This window comes from Nostoc commune NIES-4072 (assembly GCF_003113895.1).
GTDB classification, from domain to species: Bacteria; Cyanobacteriota; Cyanobacteriia; order Cyanobacteriales; family Nostocaceae; genus Nostoc; species Nostoc commune.
This window is the reverse complement of record NZ_BDUD01000001.1, coordinates 2,058,373-2,077,195: the sequence shown is the minus strand read 5'-3', so window position 1 is coordinate 2,077,195 and position 18,823 is coordinate 2,058,373. Positions and strand designations below refer to the sequence as shown.

The 18,823-nt window shown below is 43.6% G+C and carries 28 protein-coding genes; 18 read left to right on the top strand and 10 right to left on the bottom strand.

The features are described from left to right. Positions 1-5: 5 nt before the first annotated feature. From CDC33_RS09390 to CDC33_RS41615, 5 genes are all read right to left on the bottom strand, one after another. Positions 6-2,342 (bottom strand): DnaB-like helicase N-terminal domain-containing protein, encoded by a 2,337-nt coding sequence (locus CDC33_RS09390; protein ID WP_109008256.1) that lies wholly within the window; start codon positions 2,340-2,342, stop codon positions 6-8. A 107-nt stretch (positions 2,343-2,449) separates the two neighbouring features. Continuing rightward, on the bottom strand, positions 2,450-2,731 hold the full coding sequence (locus CDC33_RS09385) for a hypothetical protein (RefSeq protein WP_109008255.1): 282 nt from the start codon (positions 2,729-2,731) through the stop codon (positions 2,450-2,452). After that, positions 2,728-2,940, bottom strand: a complete 213-nt coding sequence (locus CDC33_RS09380; protein ID WP_109008254.1) for a hypothetical protein — start codon at positions 2,938-2,940, stop codon at positions 2,728-2,730. Before CDC33_RS09380 ends, CDC33_RS09385 begins: the two co-directional genes overlap by 4 nt. Positions 2,941-3,069: 129 nt before the next feature. Next, positions 3,070-3,228 (bottom strand): hypothetical protein, encoded by a 159-nt coding sequence (locus CDC33_RS41620; RefSeq protein ID WP_181373948.1) that lies wholly within the window; start codon positions 3,226-3,228, stop codon positions 3,070-3,072. Continuing rightward, positions 3,213-3,341, bottom strand: coding sequence for a ribbon-helix-helix protein, CopG family (locus tag CDC33_RS41615; RefSeq protein WP_369694384.1), 129 nt, complete (start codon positions 3,339-3,341; stop codon positions 3,213-3,215). Before CDC33_RS41615 ends, CDC33_RS41620 begins: the two co-directional genes overlap by 16 nt. 290 nt (positions 3,342-3,631) lie before the next feature. Here CDC33_RS41615 and CDC33_RS38510 point away from each other — a divergent pair, with 290 nt between their 5' ends. The 9 genes from CDC33_RS38510 (at position 3,632) to CDC33_RS09340 (ending at position 8,071) form a co-directional block, all read left to right on the top strand. After that, a complete protein-coding gene (locus tag CDC33_RS38510; RefSeq protein WP_181373947.1) occupies positions 3,632-3,799 on the top strand; it encodes a hypothetical protein in 168 nt (55 codons plus the stop codon). 301 nt (positions 3,800-4,100) lie between these two features. Beyond that, the gene (locus CDC33_RS09370; protein ID WP_109008252.1) at positions 4,101-4,469 is read left to right on the top strand and encodes a hypothetical protein; all 369 of its coding nucleotides are present in this window, start codon (positions 4,101-4,103) and stop codon (positions 4,467-4,469) included. Between the two features lie 81 nt (positions 4,470-4,550). Beyond that, positions 4,551-4,781 carry a hypothetical protein gene (locus tag CDC33_RS09365; protein WP_109008251.1) on the top strand — a complete coding sequence of 77 codons (231 nt, stop codon included), beginning with the start codon at positions 4,551-4,553 and terminating at the stop codon, positions 4,779-4,781. A gap of 152 nt (positions 4,782-4,933) precedes the next feature. Next, a complete protein-coding gene (locus CDC33_RS41175; protein ID WP_280524403.1) occupies positions 4,934-5,056 on the top strand; it encodes a hypothetical protein in 123 nt (40 codons plus the stop codon). Beyond that, a complete protein-coding gene (locus tag CDC33_RS09360) occupies positions 5,046-5,411 on the top strand; it encodes a hypothetical protein (RefSeq protein ID WP_109008250.1) in 366 nt (121 codons plus the stop codon). The genes CDC33_RS41175 and CDC33_RS09360 overlap by 11 nt, the downstream gene beginning before the upstream one ends. Next, a complete protein-coding gene (locus CDC33_RS09355) occupies positions 5,408-6,004 on the top strand; it encodes a hypothetical protein (RefSeq protein WP_109008249.1) in 597 nt (198 codons plus the stop codon). Before CDC33_RS09360 ends, CDC33_RS09355 begins: the two co-directional genes overlap by 4 nt. Beyond that, positions 5,944-6,357, top strand: coding sequence for a hypothetical protein (locus tag CDC33_RS09350; protein WP_146195792.1), 414 nt, complete (start codon positions 5,944-5,946; stop codon positions 6,355-6,357). Before CDC33_RS09355 ends, CDC33_RS09350 begins: the two co-directional genes overlap by 61 nt. 275 nt (positions 6,358-6,632) lie before the next feature. After that, positions 6,633-6,911 (top strand): hypothetical protein, encoded by a 279-nt coding sequence (locus CDC33_RS09345; RefSeq protein ID WP_109008247.1) that lies wholly within the window; start codon positions 6,633-6,635, stop codon positions 6,909-6,911. Next, positions 6,911-8,071, top strand: coding sequence for a site-specific integrase (locus CDC33_RS09340; protein WP_109008246.1), 1,161 nt, complete (start codon positions 6,911-6,913; stop codon positions 8,069-8,071). The genes CDC33_RS09345 and CDC33_RS09340 overlap by 1 nt, the downstream gene beginning before the upstream one ends. 83 nt (positions 8,072-8,154) lie before the next feature. On the opposite strand, the gene CDC33_RS09335 is transcribed toward CDC33_RS09340, so the two are convergent. Further along, positions 8,155-9,246 (bottom strand): nucleotidyltransferase domain-containing protein, encoded by a 1,092-nt coding sequence (locus tag CDC33_RS09335; RefSeq protein WP_109008245.1) that lies wholly within the window; start codon positions 9,244-9,246, stop codon positions 8,155-8,157. Between the two features lie 351 nt (positions 9,247-9,597). Beyond that, positions 9,598-9,831: a Nif11-like leader peptide family natural product precursor gene (locus CDC33_RS09330; protein WP_109008244.1), complete on the bottom strand. Its 234-nt coding sequence runs from the start codon at positions 9,829-9,831 to the stop codon at positions 9,598-9,600. A 453-nt stretch (positions 9,832-10,284) separates the two neighbouring features. Here CDC33_RS09330 and rplU point away from each other — a divergent pair, with 453 nt between their 5' ends. Together rplU and rpmA are read left to right on the top strand one after the other, a co-directional pair. Then, entirely contained in the window at positions 10,285-10,692 is a 408-nt protein-coding gene (rplU, locus tag CDC33_RS09325) for a 50S ribosomal protein L21 (RefSeq protein WP_109008243.1), read from the top strand. Positions 10,693-10,719: 27 nt separating this feature from the next. Further along, positions 10,720-11,016, top strand: a complete 297-nt coding sequence (rpmA, locus tag CDC33_RS09320) for a 50S ribosomal protein L27 (protein WP_099099325.1) — start codon at positions 10,720-10,722, stop codon at positions 11,014-11,016. 248 nt (positions 11,017-11,264) lie between these two features. Here the strand turns inward: rpmA and CDC33_RS09315 are convergent, their stop codons facing one another. Continuing rightward, on the bottom strand, positions 11,265-11,459 hold the full coding sequence (locus tag CDC33_RS09315; protein ID WP_109008242.1) for a hypothetical protein: 195 nt from the start codon (positions 11,457-11,459) through the stop codon (positions 11,265-11,267). Positions 11,460-11,763: 304 nt separating this feature from the next. On the opposite strand from CDC33_RS09315, the gene CDC33_RS09310 reads away from it, so the two are divergent. The 6 genes from CDC33_RS09310 (at position 11,764) to CDC33_RS09285 (ending at position 16,641) form a co-directional block, all read left to right on the top strand. Further along, positions 11,764-12,126 carry a hypothetical protein gene (locus tag CDC33_RS09310; RefSeq protein ID WP_109008241.1) on the top strand — a complete coding sequence of 121 codons (363 nt, stop codon included), beginning with the start codon at positions 11,764-11,766 and terminating at the stop codon, positions 12,124-12,126. Positions 12,127-12,241: 115 nt separating this feature from the next. Beyond that, complete coding sequence (locus CDC33_RS09305; RefSeq protein ID WP_109008240.1) at positions 12,242-12,850, top strand: thioredoxin family protein; 609 nt, start codon at positions 12,242-12,244, stop codon at positions 12,848-12,850. Positions 12,851-12,858: 8 nt separating this feature from the next. Next, positions 12,859-13,551 carry a cytochrome c biogenesis CcdA family protein gene (locus tag CDC33_RS09300; RefSeq protein WP_109008239.1) on the top strand — a complete coding sequence of 231 codons (693 nt, stop codon included), beginning with the start codon at positions 12,859-12,861 and terminating at the stop codon, positions 13,549-13,551. A 101-nt stretch (positions 13,552-13,652) separates the two neighbouring features. Beyond that, entirely contained in the window at positions 13,653-14,249 is a 597-nt protein-coding gene (locus tag CDC33_RS09295; protein WP_109008238.1) for a cytochrome b/b6 domain-containing protein, read from the top strand. 7 nt (positions 14,250-14,256) lie between these two features. Further along, the gene (locus CDC33_RS09290; RefSeq protein WP_109008237.1) at positions 14,257-14,973 is read left to right on the top strand and encodes a molybdopterin-dependent oxidoreductase; all 717 of its coding nucleotides are present in this window, start codon (positions 14,257-14,259) and stop codon (positions 14,971-14,973) included. Positions 14,974-15,447: 474 nt separating this feature from the next. Next, a complete protein-coding gene (locus tag CDC33_RS09285) occupies positions 15,448-16,641 on the top strand; it encodes an NADH:flavin oxidoreductase/NADH oxidase (protein ID WP_109008236.1) in 1,194 nt (397 codons plus the stop codon). On the opposite strand, the gene CDC33_RS09280 is transcribed toward CDC33_RS09285, so the two are convergent. Beyond that, complete coding sequence (locus CDC33_RS09280) at positions 16,608-16,901, bottom strand: hypothetical protein (RefSeq protein WP_109008235.1); 294 nt, start codon at positions 16,899-16,901, stop codon at positions 16,608-16,610. The genes CDC33_RS09285 and CDC33_RS09280 overlap by 34 nt on opposite strands. A gap of 381 nt (positions 16,902-17,282) precedes the next feature. After that, positions 17,283-17,696, bottom strand: coding sequence for a hypothetical protein (locus CDC33_RS09275; RefSeq protein ID WP_181373946.1), 414 nt, complete (start codon positions 17,694-17,696; stop codon positions 17,283-17,285). A 400-nt stretch (positions 17,697-18,096) separates the two neighbouring features. Between CDC33_RS09275 and CDC33_RS09270 the strand changes: the two genes are divergently transcribed. Beyond that, positions 18,097-18,663: a PadR family transcriptional regulator gene (locus CDC33_RS09270; protein WP_109008233.1), complete on the top strand. Its 567-nt coding sequence runs from the start codon at positions 18,097-18,099 to the stop codon at positions 18,661-18,663. Positions 18,664-18,823 lie beyond the last annotated feature (160 nt).

Genomic DNA, 18,823 nt, shown 5'->3' with positions numbered 1-18,823 from the left:
CTTGGCTAAACCTTCATCAGTTGATGTGGGAAGTAAGCTCTTGCAAGTGGCTTGCGGCGATCATCGCATTTTAGCCAGATGCCATCGGCTCTAATGGTGGTAATGGTCGCAAAGGTTTCCTTGTACTTGCCCTCCTGAATTTCCACTTTATCCCCTACGTTGAAATCACTCCTGGGGGATTGCTCACAGTATTGCAAGTCAGTGAAGCGCAAGCTAAGTCTGCCTTTTTCTGGGACTTGGCAGCTAGCTTCAGAGTGAGCGTCAAAAATTTGGAAAACTTTTACCTCTCGCTTGAAAGATGCACTCCAATAAGTAGCTTTTTCCTGAATCAAAGGTAAGACGATCGGCGATTGGTCGTGTATCTGTTTTGACAGAGTTTTTTGAGGATTTTTTGATTCAGAGGTTAAGGAATGATTAACCTCAATTGTTAAGGAATGTGACAACTGATCAACGGTTGGGTCAATTTTTGGCTCAGAAGTGATCAACTCATCAGAAGTGATCAGTTCAGGTTGATCAGTTTTATTCATTGCTACGACAGGATTAGAGGTCGATGTGATCAACTGATCAAACTGATCAACAATTTTTTCGGTCTTTACAATTGAAAATTTTAAATTTTCATTGATCAGTTGATCACATCGCCCAGAACCCTCACCCTGTAAGGCGTTAAATGTGATCAACCGTTGATCACTTCTTTGATCAGGTTGATCAGATCGGTTAACTTCTTTTCTTGCACCACAGTAGTAAACTAAAGCACGTTTATCACGCTGGCTTCTACCTACTCTTACTAGTCCCTCGTTGACACCTCTTTTTAAATCTCGCCTAACAGTGTCTCGATTGAGATTAAGTTCCTCGGCAAGTTCTTGAGCTTCATAGGGGATGCCTCGATGCTGCTTTAGGTATTTGATGCAGCGAGACATAATATTCGTGCTTTGATTATCCCCCTGAGATATTGCGCTGTCTTCTAAACGTCCCGTGAATTTCCAGCCCCAGGTTTCATCGTCGTACATGAATTTGTATGCACCCGGGCCGCGGCTTCTGCTTTTTTCGATGGTCAGTGCGTTGAATTCTTCAATCTCATTGCGCTGCCGGGTTAACTTCCACAGTTCATCGCAAGAGAATTTAATTGCCCTAGTACCGCGAATCTCTCCGTTGGCGTTGCAGTGGTGAACAAGTAGGAAGGTACAGTTGAATTCTTGGGCTAGATGTCTGAGCCGAACGATAGGACGAGCGTATTCGGTATCGTTCTCGCTGTAAATTGAACTGGTTGAAACTGACATCAGCGAGTCGATGATCACCAACTGCGGTTGATTCTGTTTGAGCATCTGTTTGAGTTTTCCAAACTCACCAACTGTCCATTCTTCACAGATAGACAACCTGTCCGAGGTTAGCTCGTCCTCAAAAAAATCTTGCATTTCTAACAGCTTGCTGGTGTTCCTGGCCCCTTGGTCTGTTTCAATTAGCAAGACTTTCATCGGTTCAATTTCTGCGCCGTCATAGGTGAAGCGACCGCCAGAGCAGGCATATTTGGCAAGAGTGAAAGCAAATCTAGTTTTACCTACACCACCGTCGCCATAGGCTACGACCACCGATTCTGTGGGAACCAAGCCAGGGACTACCCAATCTTGCTCTCTGTTGCCGTACTTACCAAAGTATTCTTTGGCTGTATAAAGTTGGGTTTTTGACTGGCTGTCGAGCCATTTAGCATGGAAGTCTAATATTTCTTTTTTGCTGCTAAACTTCCATTTTTTAGCCAATTTTCTCATCAGCCAATCTCGCTGGGCCGCATTTTCAACTTCTTCAATATCTTCGAGTTCTTTACAAAGGCGCTCGAAGGCTATGTCATCAATTTTCTGCCAGTATCCAGTACCTTTAGCGTTCCTCAATTGAGTAAGCTTGAGCATTTTTTGCTCAATATTCTCTAAAATCCATGCCAAAGGTTTCTCTGTTTCATGGGCTTTCTGATCTAGCTCTGTGCTTAAATTTACTAACTGTCTTCTGATATGTTTTTCTACTAACATTTCAGCGTAATGATCTGCGTTAGCACATGAAACACAGTTATTAACAAGCATTGCCAGGGTATTGTTCCCGCCAACTTCTTTGTATAAATTTCTGTCAAGCAACCAGTTAGTAACTGTTAGTGAACTTACTGTTTGTTGCTGTTTATACAAGCTGACAGCAGCTTGATAAATCTTCTGATGAGATTGTACGGTAAATGCTTCTGCTGGCAAGACTTCAGCTACATTGCAAATTACTTGTGGATCAAGTAGAATGGCTCCTAGAAGCGTAATTTCAACATCAACATTGCTCAGTGAAAGTGTTGGAGGCGCAAAAGTATTTATCATATTTTTAATTTGATTTTAGGGGTGATTCAGGTAATCACTCTTTTTTTTTGAGTGTCTGTTTTTTTCCTACTATTAAAAAGGGTCGATCGCAATTTGAAGTTCGGTTTTTATTGGCGATGATTCCTTAATTCCCGACACTCGGCTTTTAGCCCAGCAATAAGGTCTTGGTCTGTTTCGAGCAATGCTGGCAGTCCGTCTAAAATTGCGGCTGTCATTACGATCGCCTCATGGCGTTCCAAGAGTGGGTCTAAGGTCTGAACGTAATCGACAAATTTATGTAGATTGCGGCAGGCAACCTCTGTAGCACCGTTTACTTCTGGGTCAATGATCGCTATTTCGTCTCCATAAATCACGATCGCAGCTTTTATCTGTTCTTCCTGTGTACTCATTGGTTATTGGGTGTTGGGGAATCGGTCAGTTGCAGGTAAAGCAGAAAGTTGTCTAACTCCTCTTCGGTCAGCAGGAGCCGCGATCGCACTCCATAATATTTCATCAAATGCTCTCGACCTTGGAGTTCTGTCCAGCCCAATCGCTGCATTTCTGCATCTGTCTGGTTTACTAGGTTGTCGAAGTTTGGGTATGTTGGTTTCTCGGTCATTGGTCATTGGGTATTAGTCAACAGCGATCGCAACTCAACCCCGAATAGTCACAGATGCATCGCCTGCTACAGAAAGTAGGCGACATATCCATGAAAAAGCCGTCCTTGCCAGAGCGGGCAGGACGGCTGTCATGAAGCTTCTTGAAATTGTTTTTGCAGTTCGGCTCGAAGTGCTTTGAACTCTTGAACCCTGGTTTCGAGCCGACTTACCTCATTATTAAGGCGCTCAATCTCCTCTTGTTTTATTGCCACCTGACTGCAATATTCATCGATCAGGTGGTCAAGCATTCCCCCAGTAACTGCTGTTCCGGAGCTGAAGATACTTGATTTCTGGCTACTCGCTCGATGATCTCGCTCTTGCTGATTCCTAAGATTTTGGCCTTCTCTTCCAGTAATTCCATTCCTTCTGGCGATATCGAGAGGTTTAACTTCTGCTTCCTCTCTCCGTGAAGTGGTTTTCTCATCTTTTGTTGTACCCATCTACTACTCCTTATTGTATCCGCACACAACCTTTACATTTCATGCTCCTACTATTACACTATACTCAGTTGTATACGCCTACAACTACTTTGGCAAGGAAAATCAGTTTTTACAAACCAGGCAGAGATAGCAGCCTGCCAGCACTGAGCGAATACCAAAGACCTGCTAGGGGAAACTTGACCGCCAACAACTTACCCAGGAGATAACCAGCGTGACAATTACTATTCAAAATTTGATTGAAAAATTACAAGGATTCCCGGCTGACTCGGAGATAGCGTTTGAAGACCTGGACAGCGATCAAGAATTTTTTCTTGTCAGCCTTAACCCTGGTGACAACAGAGTAACTATCGTCATCACCGCCGAACCAGAAGAGGAGTAAAGCCGGATAGTAACTGCATTCACCCATAAGTCGTAGCGTCGCGGGGTTGGCAGTGCAAATAAAAAGGCGACCACTACTCGCAAGCGATCGCCCGGTTCAAATTTCAATTAAGGAGATTGTAGCGCAGCACCAAAAGACAAAAACACCGAAATGCTTATACAGCAATACTTTAGCAAATAGACAGATGTCGTTTTCAAGTTAACACAAAGCACACGTCACCCAATATCGAGGTACATATCACCTACTATCGACCCACTTGTGAGGCACATATCACCCATTATCGAGGCACACGTTACCCACTATGACCGACCAACAGACCACAGATCGAGCCACTACTAACGGCAAGTCAGCCAGTAATGCTGAGGCTAAAACCAGAAAGCCGAGAGAGTGGAAAGAAATGTCAACAGATCCACTTTCTGAGGGTTTTGATGTTCACCAGGCTGAATACGTAGTTGGGAAAACTCAAGTAGGTTTTGACACTTTAGCACCCGGACAACTGTTTTCTCGAACCAAAACAGGTAAGAGCCTTTACGTAAAACTCAACGATGGGCGCGGGGTTTGTCTCGATACCCGTCAGCCCATCGAAGTCAGCCCACAAAAGCGAAAAACTTGGCAGATATGGCTAGTGACTAACTTCAATTCAACCACTGCATCAAAAGTTGATTATTAAGGCGGCCGCCGTCCGCACAGATCCGCGATCGCCCCAATGCGATGTCGTCTCCACCAAGAAACTAAACATCACTTTGATTATATGACTGATCAACCAAATCCCAGTAACGAAATTCACCATGTCGGCTTCCCAGAGGGACAGCTACTAGGTAATGGTGCATCTGAGGAGGAGTGCGCCGAAATCTCAACCGCCTACCTCCAAGGGAAACCACTACCCGCCAGTGATAACCCAGTTATCAACCGAATCAATGATCGACTGACCGAAACCAGTGGATACGGCTTGTACAGCGACTGGGGGAGAGAGAATGACTGAAATACTCGTAGCCCTTGGCTGATTGCGGCTATAGCTATATCTGAAGAATTAAAAAAACAACCGCCAGAGGTGCAAGCAGAAATTCGGCGGATGCACAGGAAAACTTACCCCGAAACCTGGAAAGCCATACGAGAGAAGGAGAAGGAGCAGGAATGAATCAAATAAGCATTCTTATTTGCGTCATTGGCGCTCTAATCATTGCGATCGTCACCCTATGCAAACCGGAGGGGAGCCGCCCTTTCTACCTCAAAATCGAGGTGCAGTATGGCAGATGAGCAAAAAATTGTCGTTGAGGTTCCAAGCGATAAGGGTCACTACTCGCCAGTCGCTAGTACAGCCGAGCTATCTAAGTTAGAGCAATTTAAAAAAGGGTGGATAAACGCGATCGCACTCCCAGACAATCTCCCAGACTTAGCTTATACCCTTGCTTCCACAGTTACGATTCCGGCTTTATTAAGTAGTTGCTGGGTAAGTATACCCATACCTGGTTTTATCCGGTTGGGAGTACTGGGGGTGTTAGCGATCGCTGGAATTGTCGCACTTTACTTGCGGCAAATAGTGCCAGAGATTAGAGATGTTCTGCTGTTGCGGGTTGGGTTGGTTGCAGTGGGGGTCTTACTAGGAATATGAGCAGTGATTTACACCCATCCCAGTTACATCAACATTTGCAGATGTACGCCTATGCCAAGTGGTCATTCTGGGGTAGTCTAGCTGTCAGCTGTGGCTTGTTGTTCCTGGGGGCAAGTCAAAAGCCTGAGTCAAAACCCTGGATTCTAGCGGCATCCGTCGGGACTTTAGAAGTAGGTCGCAGACATCGCCAAACAGCCAAATTACTGCAACAATCACTCGGCGATATTGACCGAGCATCACGGGTCAACTTCCAAGCGTGGGCCCGCGCCAACACTCAACCCACAGCACAGTTAGCCGTTACCGTTGGGGCATTGGATGCCAACTGGAAACCAAAGAACTTAATCACTGATCCAGTTGAGTACATCCAGAAAAAACAGAAACACGTTGCTTTAGTTGGTGGAACTGGCGACGGGAAATCAACCTTTACCCAGTACCTATCCTCCAAAATCGGTGGTCGTGTAGTTGTCTACGACAGCGACGCTAAACCAGATGATTGGTCATGGATTAATCAAGCCGAAGCTGCTTCTGTCTGGTGCGTTTGGGACAGTTCGGACGCGACCACGCCAGGACTAAACTCAAAGATCCTCAACTAGAGCAGTGGTTGAAAGCTGGTGGTAAAAGGCGGTTTATGGTCGATGACTGCCCATGTGAGCTTGACCTTAGCAACTGGGGAACCGGATCGACGGTGCAGGCGGAAAACTCCGGCGGGGGAAATGAGGAGATGCAATTGCCCCAAGACCTCAATGAATATGAGCAGATCATTCTCACTTGGGGAAAAGAGCATCCAGGGGAGATTTTGAAGGCGCGAGTACTCCAGCAAGCAAGCCAGCAATTTAAGAAAGATGACCCAGAGAATATCAGGATAATCTTTCAATCCCTTGCTGAGAGGGGTTTGGGGGAAGTGGTAGATAGTGGCGATCGCCTCGGCTGGAGGTGGTCAAAGTAATGTCTACAGTTTGCCTACAGTCCGTCTACACCTTGTCTAGACTTGATTGTAGGCGAATTAACTATCATCTCTCAAATACTTTGAGAATTTCAGCTAACCCTCAATACCCAAGCACTAATTAAACTTTAGACCGTCTACAGTGCCTACAATTTTTAAGATTTAAAAATTCGCCTGTAGACGGCTAAAACCCTTGCTAATAATGGGTTTTAGCGACTGTAGACAAAATTTTCTGGGTTTAAAAAACTTAAAAATTCCAAATAATTTTTAATTCTGCAATGAGTCAAACAACTTGTCCTCGATGTGATTCCACAACGTTAGACTATGAAGAAAATCAAGGTTTCTGGTTGTGTTTAGACTGCGGTCATCTTTGGGCATTAGATGCTGACGACCCAGACTACGACGACACTAAGATTGACAACGCAACCTTGAGGTGGTGTCTTGCAGCAGAGGCTGACAACGCAACCCTATGTAATAAGTGTAATGGCGGTGGGTGGATTCAGGAGGACGGCGAATTGCTCTGCTGTCCTCGGTGCGGCGGGTGGGGAAGCAACTAATGGACACCGAAGATAAGTGGATTAGCTCCGATCCACGGTCAGACAAACTTTTGCTGCGGTTTAGAGTCAAAGGCTTTCCTAAGCAATTTCAAATATCTACGGGGTTAAAAGACCTTAAACGCAACCGCGATATTGTGCGTTTACGTCGGGATGCCATAGCAACCGATATTTCATTGGGGCGCTTTGACCCTACCTTGGAGAGATATCAGTTTAGTCCTAGTGCGATCGCAACTCCCCTAAATTCCCTTTCCCCAAATAGTAAAGGCGACTTGGGGGAGTTGTGGGAGATGTTTACAGAATTTCAGTCTAGGCAGATAGAAGCAACCACTATCTACTCTACTTACAAAGTGGTAAGCAGAACTATCGATCGGCTACCATCTCGCTCACTTTTAGACGCGCCAAAAATCAGAAATTGGCTAATGGAGAACACAAGCCAGTTTATGGCTTCAAAATATTTACTCCGATTTGACCAATGCTGTCGTTGGGCTTTAGAGGAAGGAATTATCACAGCCAATCCATTTGAGAGCCTCAAAAAAATTAAGAAAACCAAGAATAACACCGATGATTGTAGGGCTTTCACCATTGAACAGCGAGATGCGATCGTCGGAGCTTTTGAGTCTGACGACCGATGCAGTCATTACAGCAATCTCATAAAGTTTCTCTTTTGGACTGGTTGCAGACATGGTGAAGCATTTGCTCTTACCTGGAAAGATGTTTCGAGAGATTGCTTACAGATCAGCATCTCCAGATCAAAAAACCTTTTGGGGATAGAGAAAGGCACAAAGAACGGTAAAAGCAGAATATTCCAGTGCAGCGCCGGAGCCAAATTGCATGAACTATTGCTATCGATGAAGCCAACAGCATCAGGTGATTCCCGTATTTTTTCAACAAAAAGAGGCTGTCCTATGACTAGTTCGGCATTGAGCCATGCTTGGAACCGAGACGGGAAAAACCAAACCGGAGTAGTGAAGAAATTATCCAATGAGGGAAAAGTTCCTTATTTGAACCCCTACGCTACCAGGCACACTTTTGCAACTTGGGCGATCGCGGCTGGTAACTCCCCTGACAGAGTTGCCTATTGGATCGGAGACGATGTAAATACAGTACTTCGCTATTACGTTCACCCAGAAGCTACCAAGGGCGAATGCCCAGATTTTTGATAATTTGTGCGTGAATCAAAAATAGAGCGATCGCTACTCATTCGCTACTCAAAAATCTTTAAAAGTAATCAAAACATGCGTTGTTAATACCATCCCTGCATTTCCACCAATTCCATACACAACTCATTAATTTGCTCTAAATCAGGTTTGTGAGGTAGGGTAGATTGTTCGTAAACAATTTCCATTTCAGCCACCAAATCTTCTGCCTTTTTCATCACTTCTTCATAAGAATACTCACCTTTTAAAATAGCTTTTAAATCCCCAAAATCACCAGCTATTCTCCTATCTACAATCACTTCACCCCGCCGCAATATTTCTACTCCACTGCGTAACAATCTAATGCAGTGCATTCCATGTTTGAGGTCAAAACCCGATTTTCTTTCCATTTCTGCTCTAGCCGGATTTCTATTTTCTTGCCAAGATAAGTAAGCTTTCCATTCTCTTAAAGCTATTTGATAACTTTGACTTTTCTGAAGCAGACGGATAAAATCTTTACGGCTATTGGTTAACTTTTGGGTATATTCCAAAGTTTCATCTGGCAAAGTGTATTGTTTCAACACGCCTTTAAAATCAATATCTGCCGTCAGCAATTGGTATAATTGTTCCGCTTCTTCCAAAAACTCAATCCGTCCTCTGATTAAGTTATAAAGATATTCTAGAAAAGCATTTAGCTCATCTTTGCTGAGGGGTGCTTCGTCTTCTATGGCGAAGTCAGATGGTATTGGCTTTTTTTGCGGTGGCTTTAACAACCATTTCCGATGAGTTTCCATTTTTTTAATTTGGGCAAAGGCATAACCAGTGTAAGTATGTTTTACCTTCTTGCTCAAAAATAACTGCTTATGATTAATTAAATGCTGTCCGACTGCGCTTAAAAAAGGATAGTTACTTAACCAGAGCAATTCTAAAACATTGGGATTCGCACCTGCTAATAACTGGAGTATTTTTCTTAATTCATATATAACTGTGTCTTTGTTGCCATCAATAAATGGAAATATTCCTGGTTCATCCCAACCAGTATCTTTTTGTTCTATATGATCAAATCCCAAGTAATACCTTTTGGGTGCGATAAATACTCCCCGATAATCAAAGTCTGAATCAGGACGATTTAAACCATAGCCGTGACTACCTGCCAAACCAATTAAAATAGTTCTTTGCTCAACTTCTATTCTTTCCATATCACCTGATTAAAATATAGTCATCCTAACTCATGAGTTAAGCAGGTGGGAAGTCAATGAAAAATAGTGATACAGAGGATCAGTATAAAAATCCCCATACCCAATGACTAATACCAAGAGTTGCTTAGTACAACATTTCATTAATTCGTAGCGAATTCTTTGCGTACCTTTGCGCTTACCTTTGCGCCCCTCTGCGTTTAAATTTCAACCCTCAATTTGCTACGATTTTACGCAAAACTGTACTTAGTTTAACAAAAATGCCCCTAAAGGAGATGATGCAACGATATCCCCTTAAGGAGCAAAACTTGTCAATTTAGTTGTTCCTATATTTTCGCTTTCCTCGAACAGGAATTATCTAGGATTAATGTGCCGTCTATTCCCCCATCCTGGATTAATAATGGCGGCTAAATCTTCTTCAGACAATTTGTTAATTTCACTATCCAGTTCTTCGACGCTAAAATCATAGCCACGCTCTTGAGCAATTTTAACGAAGGCTTCTGGATTTGCTGTTGCTTTGAGTCTTTGCTGTAGTGCTTGATCTTTTTTTACGGCTTCAAAAAGTCGGGTAGCGTTTTGCTGTGTCATGACAGTTTATCTCCTGTTTTAAATATCAGGTTTCAATCTAGTAATTTGACCCCTATGGAATCACTAAATTTTCTGAAGAACCTTACTATTTAAGAGTGTAAGTTTAATTTTAAAACAAAGAAGAAAAATGTGTAGATTCTGATAAGAAAATATAAGTTTTAGTCTAAATATATCTGCTAATATATAAAACTCAGTCCTAAGATGGAAGCAGTATTTAACTAAATAACATTGATTTTGAATTATCAATGCATTTTACATTCTTTGCGTGGGTGATTTAGCCATGACGACTTGTGGCAAATAAAAGCTTGACTTGGCACCTGTTGATAAAATAGTATATTAGATTGTCTGTCTAATTCCTGCTCGGATCAGGTAGACATATTACAAAAGCTGGCAAAAGGCTCTCTACACGAGATAAAAACCAGCTACCTGTACGGCAACCTCAAGGACAATTCCATGACCTACGCGATTATTGAAACTGGCGGGAAACAAATACGAGTAGAGCCAGGCCGGTTTTACGATATTGAACTGCTTGCGATCGAACCAGATGAAAAAGTTACAATAGACTCCGTATTACTCGTGCAGCACGATGGCGAAGTCACCATTGGACAGCCACTAGTGACAGGTGCAACTGTAGAAGGGACTGTAATGCGACATTACAGAGGTCGTAAAGTTCTGGTATACAAGATGAAGCCCAAAAAGAAAACCCGCAAAAAGCGGGGGCATCGTCAGGAAATTACCAGACTTATGATTGACTCCATCACCCTTAACGGCGAAGTATTTGCTTTTGAAGGAGAAACGGAGAAGGAAACCCCCGTTTTAGATGAGACTCCTACCGAAGAAGTTGAAACTGCTGCTGAATAATAATAAGAAGATACACAAGAGGAAATCATGGCTCATAAGAAAGGAACAGGTAGTACACGCAACGGTCGTGATTCTAATGCCCAACGTCTGGGTGTCAAGCGTTATGGCGGTCAAGTTGTCCGTGCAGGAAACATTCTCGTGCGTCAGCGTGGTACTAAATTCCACCCTGGTAACAATGTCGGTATTGGTAGCGATGACACTCTGTTTGCCTTAATCGACGGTGTTGTAATGTTTGAGAGAAAGGGCAAAACCCGTAAGAAAGTTAGTGTTTATTTACCCATAACTGCTGCTGAGGCAGCCCCTGCTGAGGCAGTAGCAAGTTAAAGTGTTAGGGTGGGTAGTATTACTCACCCTAATTGCTAGTTAGCGATCGCATATCCCAGTACTTAAAAGTCGCTTTGTTCCTTTATTACCCATAATATTAGTATCAGGAGCATCAAAGCGCAGATATTCTTCAATAACAAAATATTACACAAATAAATTGGATTGGGTAGCTTGCTAGTCTTTGGATTAAACGATGTAGTCTTCTGGGCATAATCACAATAACATCAGTGCAATGAAAACATTGTTTATTATGCTAACTTGCGTTCATTCGCTTCAGAATGAGGTTTGGCTGAGAGAATATCTAAATTAAATTCTATAGGAATCCGGTTTGATTTGGAGAAAATATCTGTAGGATGTGTTAGCACAGAGAGTACGGCATCAAACCCTTGATAATAGTGCGTTACGAACTCCGTTCTAACACACTCTACAATACCTAATTCCATTCAAAAATCAAATAGTAATCCTATAGCTTTGAGCTACCATGAATACCTGAGAAAATGCTGAGAATTAACTAAATTTTCTCAAGGGATAAATTTATGAAAATCATGGCTTCGTTTCAATAAACTCTCAGATATAACTGAGATACTTTGGATGTTCCGGGATAACTCAAACATCAGTAGCAAAAGTCTGATGGAGTTCTCTACAAGAAGGTATCTTCTTTATTTCAATAGCTTTTATGAATCTGCTTGTAGCTTAATTTCCCTTGAATCAACACAAAAACAACTATCCAAAGGATGAAAGAAGACTATGAACTGGAAAATACTTTGTTTAATTGCTGGTTTAAGCTTAACCACTAGTCTCACTGCTTGCTCTGGCAGTCCTGCAAGCAACAATCAAATTGCTCCTGAAGCCTCTCCTGCAATGAGTAAAGACAAAGCTGGTGATGCAATGGGCAAAGATAAAGCTGGTAATGCGATGAGTAAAGACAAAGCTGGTAATGCGATGGGCAAAGACAAAGCTGGCGATGCGATGAGTAAAGACAAGGCTGGCGATGCGATGGGCAAAGATAAAGCTGGCGATGCGATGAGCAAAGATAAAGCTGGTGATGCGATGAGCAAAGATAAAGCTGGTGATGCGATGAAGCAATCCCCACCTTCCAGCAAACCTTAGCCACAAGTAGCCTTGCATCTCACTTTTCTTGTACTAAGTATAGGGGCTGCTTACCAAGAAAATCTTGATCCAATCCTTATACTTTGGCACTTTGACCTCAACAGGAGAAATTCTGATGAATCACAACCTACTTCGTCGGCGTCAGTTGCTTTTTTATCTTGGATTGGGGGTTGTCGGAATCGGTGCAACCACAACATTTTCCAACTTCAGAAAAATAGATGCCCCTTCTATTTCTCCTGCAAAAAGTAATAATACGCAAGACTTGAAAACTATTACAATTAAAACTCCGGCAGGTAAGAGTCTGCCAGAGTTTCAGGGTATTAGTCAGTGGCTTAATTCTACTCCTTTGTCGATTGCTGACCTCAAAGGCAGTGTTGTTCTAATACAGTTTTGGACTTTTGCTTGTATTAACTGCCAGCGTACTCTGCCCTACATTACTAGATGGCATCGACAGTATGAGTCGCAGGGACTCAAGGTGATTGGCATCCACACACCAGAGTTTGCCTTTGAGCGAGACGCAAACAATATAAAAAAGGCACTACGACAACACCAAATTACTTATCCAGTTCCGGTTGATAACGAGTACAAAACCTGGAACGCTTACGAAAATCAGTATTGGCCCCATACGTTTTTAGCCGATCGCCAAGGTTTACTACAATATGACCATATTGGTGAAGGGGCATACGAAAAAATAGAGCAAACTATCCGCCAGCTATTGGGGTAGAAGGAATTATGACAACTTCTAGTTTGTCAATCAGTCTGGCTTTACTGGGGGGCGTTCTGAATGTGCTTTCACCCTGTGTTTTACCAATTTTGCCTGTACTATTGGGGCGATCGCTCCAATCCCACATCTACGGCCCAATAGCACTGTTAGGGGGGTTAATCACTGGTTTTGCACTGGCTGGTAGTTTACTCGGTGTCACAGCAAGCTGGTTTACAGGCTTGGCTAATTTACTACGGAATGGCGCGATCGCACTCCTTTTCTTTTTAGGATTACTCACAATTTTTCCCACCTGGAGTTACCGAATATTTTCTTATTTTCCGGTCGGCAATTGGGCTAAGAAACCCCCGCGAATCGGACTTATGGGAGAATTTTGGTTAGGTACTCAATTGGGACTTTTATGGACTCCCTGTGCTGGGCCAGTTTTGGGAGGTATTTTAGTCCTAGCAGCAGTTAATCATCAAGTCATAAATGCATTTTGGCTACTGCTTGCTTATGGAATTGGAGCAGGTTTGCCTCTTTTAGCGATCGCCTACGGTGGGCGAGTACTAAGCCAACGAATCCTTAATCTTCGCTCCCATAGTGCAGCGTTGCAGAGGATTGGTGGTGTAGCGATCGTGGCCACAGCAATTGCTATTCTTCTCGGTTGGGATGTCCGGGTACAACTTTGGCTGGCTCCATTTTTTCCTACTCAACCTCTCTAAAACGTGCCAATTTTAGATTTTGGATTACAAGACCCAATCCGAAAGTCTAACTGGGAACAATCTAAAAATCTAAAATCCAAAATTCAAAATCCAAAATTGGTATGATTTCATCTAAACGCAAAGTCCGGTCAACACCAAGTCAGACTTTTCTATCAAAAACCTTTCACTGGATTAATATCATCAGTCTCATTTTAATGATCGCTAGCGGACTGCAAATCTATAATGCCAATCCGGTATTTGGAGGGCGTGCAGGTTGGCAGTTTCCTGACTTTCTGCTGCTAGGAGGTTGGTTAGCGGGTGGCAGACATTGGCATTTTGCTGCTATGTGGCTGTTTTCGCTGAACTTACTTTGGTATGGATTTTATATTTTTATAACTCGTCGTTGGCAGCGTCGCTTTGCCGATGGCGGTGACTTAAAAGCATTGCAAGTCAGCCAGAACCCAAAGCGCAAAAACTACGCATGGCATCGGCTAGTCTATACTGCTATTATTCCAGTGCTGCTGCTGGCAATCTTGAGTGGTCTGGCGATGTACAAACCTGCTCAACTGTATTGGCTTTCCGGGCTGTTTGGTAATTGGCAAACTCTACGCACTGTTCACTTTATCACTGTTCCTACAGTCATACTGTTTACAATTGCTCATTCTTTACTTGCCCTGAAGGTAGGAAGCATCCGTCTAGTTAAGTCTATGTTCCTGTAGAGGTAATATGAGTCTGATTCTTCCCAAACGCACCCTATCCCGTCGTCGGTTACTGCAAGTATCTGGACTTTCAGGGGTGGGTTTTCTTTTAGGTGGCTGTGGGACAAGTTTATTCTCAGATAATCTGCGGCAAATATCTGAGCCACTAAATCAAAGTCTTGAAGCACTCCTGCTAAGTCAAAAACCAGTTCCAGAATTTCCTGTTAGTGCCATAGAACCAGACAAATTACTGATTAATACCTTTGACTTCACGCCGCAAATCGATCCAGCACAGTTTCGCCTGAAAATAGATGGCGAGGTTAGTAATCCGATGCAATTGAGCATGGCAGATATTCAAAAACTTCCCCTGACTTCAATGGTAATTCGCCATGTGTGTGTTGAAGGCTGGGCTGCGATCGCTCAATGGGGGGGTGTGCGATTAAGAGACTTGGTAGCACTAGTACAGCCGAAGTCAAACGTCCGCTATGTCTACTTTAAATCTGCTGATGGCTACTATGAAAGCTGGGATCTTGCCTCTGCTGTACATCCCCAAACTCTCATGGCTTATCAAAAGAATGGACAACCTTTATCAGTTGATAATGGTGCGCCCATACGCCTAGCATCCCCAATTAAACTGGGCTACAAGCAAAGTAAGTGGGTAACTCAAATTACATTCGTCAGCAATTTGTTACCTCGTAAAGGCTATTGGGAAGATCAGGGCTATGAGTGGTTTGCAGGGCTATAAGGGAAGCAGGCTACGAAATCAGATCCAGTTTTATCCTAGTACGCTTGGGATAAGCCAGAAAGCCCTCATGTAGAGACGCGATTTATCGCGTCTAAAAGACTGACATGTTAAAGAGACGCGATAAATCGCCGTCTCTACAGAGAATGTACTCATCAATTATTCCTTGACAGACTACTATTTCCGACTTGTGTGTACACCATAGGGGGAGCAGGGAAGGCAGAGGGAAATGAGGAAGAAAATTTTACCTTGTTCTCCTTATCCCCGTTGTTCCTTTGTAATGGGATATTTTTATTTGGAAGTTCTTTACATCTCTACACTATAGAGGGATGGGAAATTATGGGAATTAGTTAAAAATCGTTTGGGAAGTGACAAAAAATCAGACACCCAATATCTGAAACTCCCTATCTAGAATTGATTTTGACGAGCTAATAAAGGACACGGCTTTTAGTCCACAAAGCACAGAAAAGTAACAGCATGACTACAGAGAAATTAAGTACCTTGCCATCATCTCCAGCTCAGACCGAATTAGAATTCATAGATTCTCCCGGTTGTCAATCAACAAGTCTGCACGATTCAGATGTACCGGAAGTGGACTTGTTTAGTCCACTGAAAATTCGAGATATTACCCTGCCCGATCGCATCGCAATGTCACCAATGTGCCAATATTCGGCAGAAAATGGATTCGCAAATGATTGGCATTTTGTCCATTTGGGGAGTCGGGCTACTGGAGGTACTCATCTGATTGTAGTCGAAGCTACAGCCGTGACAGCCCAAGGGCGAATTACCCCCGGCGATCTTGGTCTTTGGGACGACATGCACATCGAGCCACTAGCTAGGATTGTCCGTTTCCTTCGTGAGCAAGGAGCGATCGCAGGAATTCAATTAGCCCATGCTGGACGAAAGGCGAGTTGCAATGTTCCCTGGCTGGGTGGTACACCATTAACACCTGAAGAAGGCGGTTGGCCTGTAATTGGCCCAAGCCCAATCCCGTTTCAAGAAGGCGGCCCCGTTCCCATACCCCTCGATGAAGCTGGGATTGAAGAAGTGATTGAAGCCTTTGTTGCCACAGCGCAGCGTGCCGTTCAAGCGGGGTTTCAGATTATCGAAATCCACGCGGCTCATGGATATCTACTGCATTCTTTTCTTTCGCCGCTAAGTAATCAACGAACAGATCGTTACGGTGGTTCGTTGGAGAACCGAATGCGTTTGTTACTGGAGGTTACAAGACGAATCCGAGAGATTCTGCCAACCGGGATGCCGCTTTTTGTGCGCCTCTCTGCTACCGACTGGGTAGAGGGAGGCTGGGATCTCAAGCAGTCAGTGATATTATCGCGTGAACTAAAGGAATTAGGCGTTGATTTAATCGACGTTTCCACAGGAGGCTTAGTCCCTCATGCCAGGATTCCCGTGCAGACAGGTTATCAAGTGCCTTTTGCTGCCAAAATCCGAGAAGAGGCTGGGATTAGGACTGGGGCTGTAGGGATGATAAAGGAGGCTGAGTATGCTAACCAAGTAATTACTCGTGGATGTGCGGATTTAGTTCTCATTGGTCGAGAAATGCTCCGCGATCCATATTGGTCGATTCATGCGCGTTCCCATTTGGATGAAGAACCAAACTGGGCTTTGCCCTACGGCTATGCTGTTAAACAACGGAGACAGGGGAAATAAATCTCAACGGCAGATGTTGCGATCGCAATGGTAAGGTTTGAGATTGCCACGCTGCGATCGCAATTGACAAATAGACCATTTGTAGAGACGCGATTCATCGCGTCTTTACCCAAGGATGTGTTGCAATCTGGGATTTCAATCGCAGGCGGGTAATGCAGCCGATGCAGATTACCTAAATTATTGAAACCAACGCCAGACAAAAGCAACCATTTTCCTGAATCAACGCTGACGATTCCGCCGCAAGTATTCCAGATTTTCACGAAAGGTTATTGTATTGGGATGATTTGCCCCAACCCTTTTTCAACGATCACCGAAACAGTGCTGAGTGCTGAGTAACGAGTGCTGAGTAAAAAAGTAATAAGCGCACTCAGCACAAAAGGTTTGAAGCCCCAGCATGCGGTATGGAAAAACAAAAAAGATTTATTTCGAGATGCGTAGCACGAGAAATAATGCGTCCTTACTTCAATCCCCTAGATTTATCTATGGGGTTACTCAGCACTCAGCACTCAGCACTCCTGAACAAAGCTTCGCTGTACAAAGGTACATCGAAGCCAAACCTTTGTCATAAACGATATGAGAGGTTATTCCAGAACTTGGGGCTTAAGCCCCAAGTCTTGCCATGTCGCCTTTACAAGGCTACCTTAAACCTTAGACGTGAGAAATCTTGATATTTCTGCATGTGCCAACACGGCAGCAGGTTCGCGCTGGAGAGCGTTGTAATACTTTCTCTCGAAGGTATTGCCCGTCTCTAACGGTATAATCAACGTGCGGACATCAGCAATCAACTTTTCAAAATCCTCTATTGCGATCGGTTCATCTGCTTCGAGCATTTCATCAACTTGCACAACCATCTCGGAAATGCGATGTAGCCAAGCAAATTGTTCATGAGCGATAACTAGCTGAAGAAGTTCTCCACTTGATACTCGTCCACTAACCTGTTCGTAGGCAATGCGTTCTGTATCCAGCAACATCTTGTGAAGGTGGAGTAATTTATTTCGTAAATCACGCAGATATTGATGTTGACGAATTCTTTGTGAAAGTGTATTAGAAGTCAATGTTACCCATCCTTTCGTTACGATAGTCTTGAATGGCTTAAATGATTGCTGCGTCAGTATTCATCACGAATAGACTGTAGCGAACAACTAGTTTGTTGAGTCATACGCTAGCGATGAGGAGCATATCTAATGATGGCGTAGCAAGATCCCCGCAGGTTTACGGGAGCGGCACTCAACATACATCGCCACTTCCTCACTGTCTTGTGCAAACAGCATCATTAGCTATCTGCCCAACCTCAGTTCATGTATTCGGTTTCCTTGTTAAGACGCATGACAATCAACATATCTTTTTATAACTGTTGTATCTTATATTTGATTACTCATATATTAGCATAAACTTATAAGAAGTACATAGTGTGGAACCTATCGAGAAAATATCAATTATGGGAAAACTGTCTTAATGTCGCTAGCATACGTAATTCTAGGTCTTCTTCAGCAGCAGGAAATGACGGGCTATGACCTGAAAACGAACTGCTTTGATCAATGCATTGCCCATTTGTGGCCGGCAGACCAGGCACAAATTTACAGAACTCTCGATAAGCTAGTTGAGCAAGGCTGGATTACCTGTACAATTGAGATTGGGCGCGATCGCCCCAACCGCAAAGTCTACAGCGTAACGGAGTCAGGAAAAGCCGAATTCGCCCGATGGCTTGGGACTCATCAGCCTTTGCCAACTATCCGAGAACCAATGCTTGCCCAGTTGCATTTTGCAGATCAGTTACCGAATGAAACCATCATTTACCTGCTGGAGCAACAATTGGCGGCTCGAACTAAAAAGCTTGCTGAATGTGAAATCATTGATTTGCCATCACTTGGTGATGAGTCTGCCAACCGTGAGCAAGTAATGCAAAGGCTGGTGCTGGAGTTGGTGATCCGAAGAGAACAGACTTATATTGATTGGTTGAAGATAGCGCTCAATGTTATCAGTCACCAAAAGCCTTATGCATCAAATTATCAGATTCATTGATACTCCCTAGCATTAAAACGACGGAGATTCCTGTTTCAACCGGCTTGTTTCGGATGATGCCTATCTTCTATTTAGATTAGGACTTACGCAAAAATTGCTAAAAAGCTTAATTTCTCGAACCGCCAAGACGCCAAGAGCGCCGAGAATTCGTAGAGTGTGC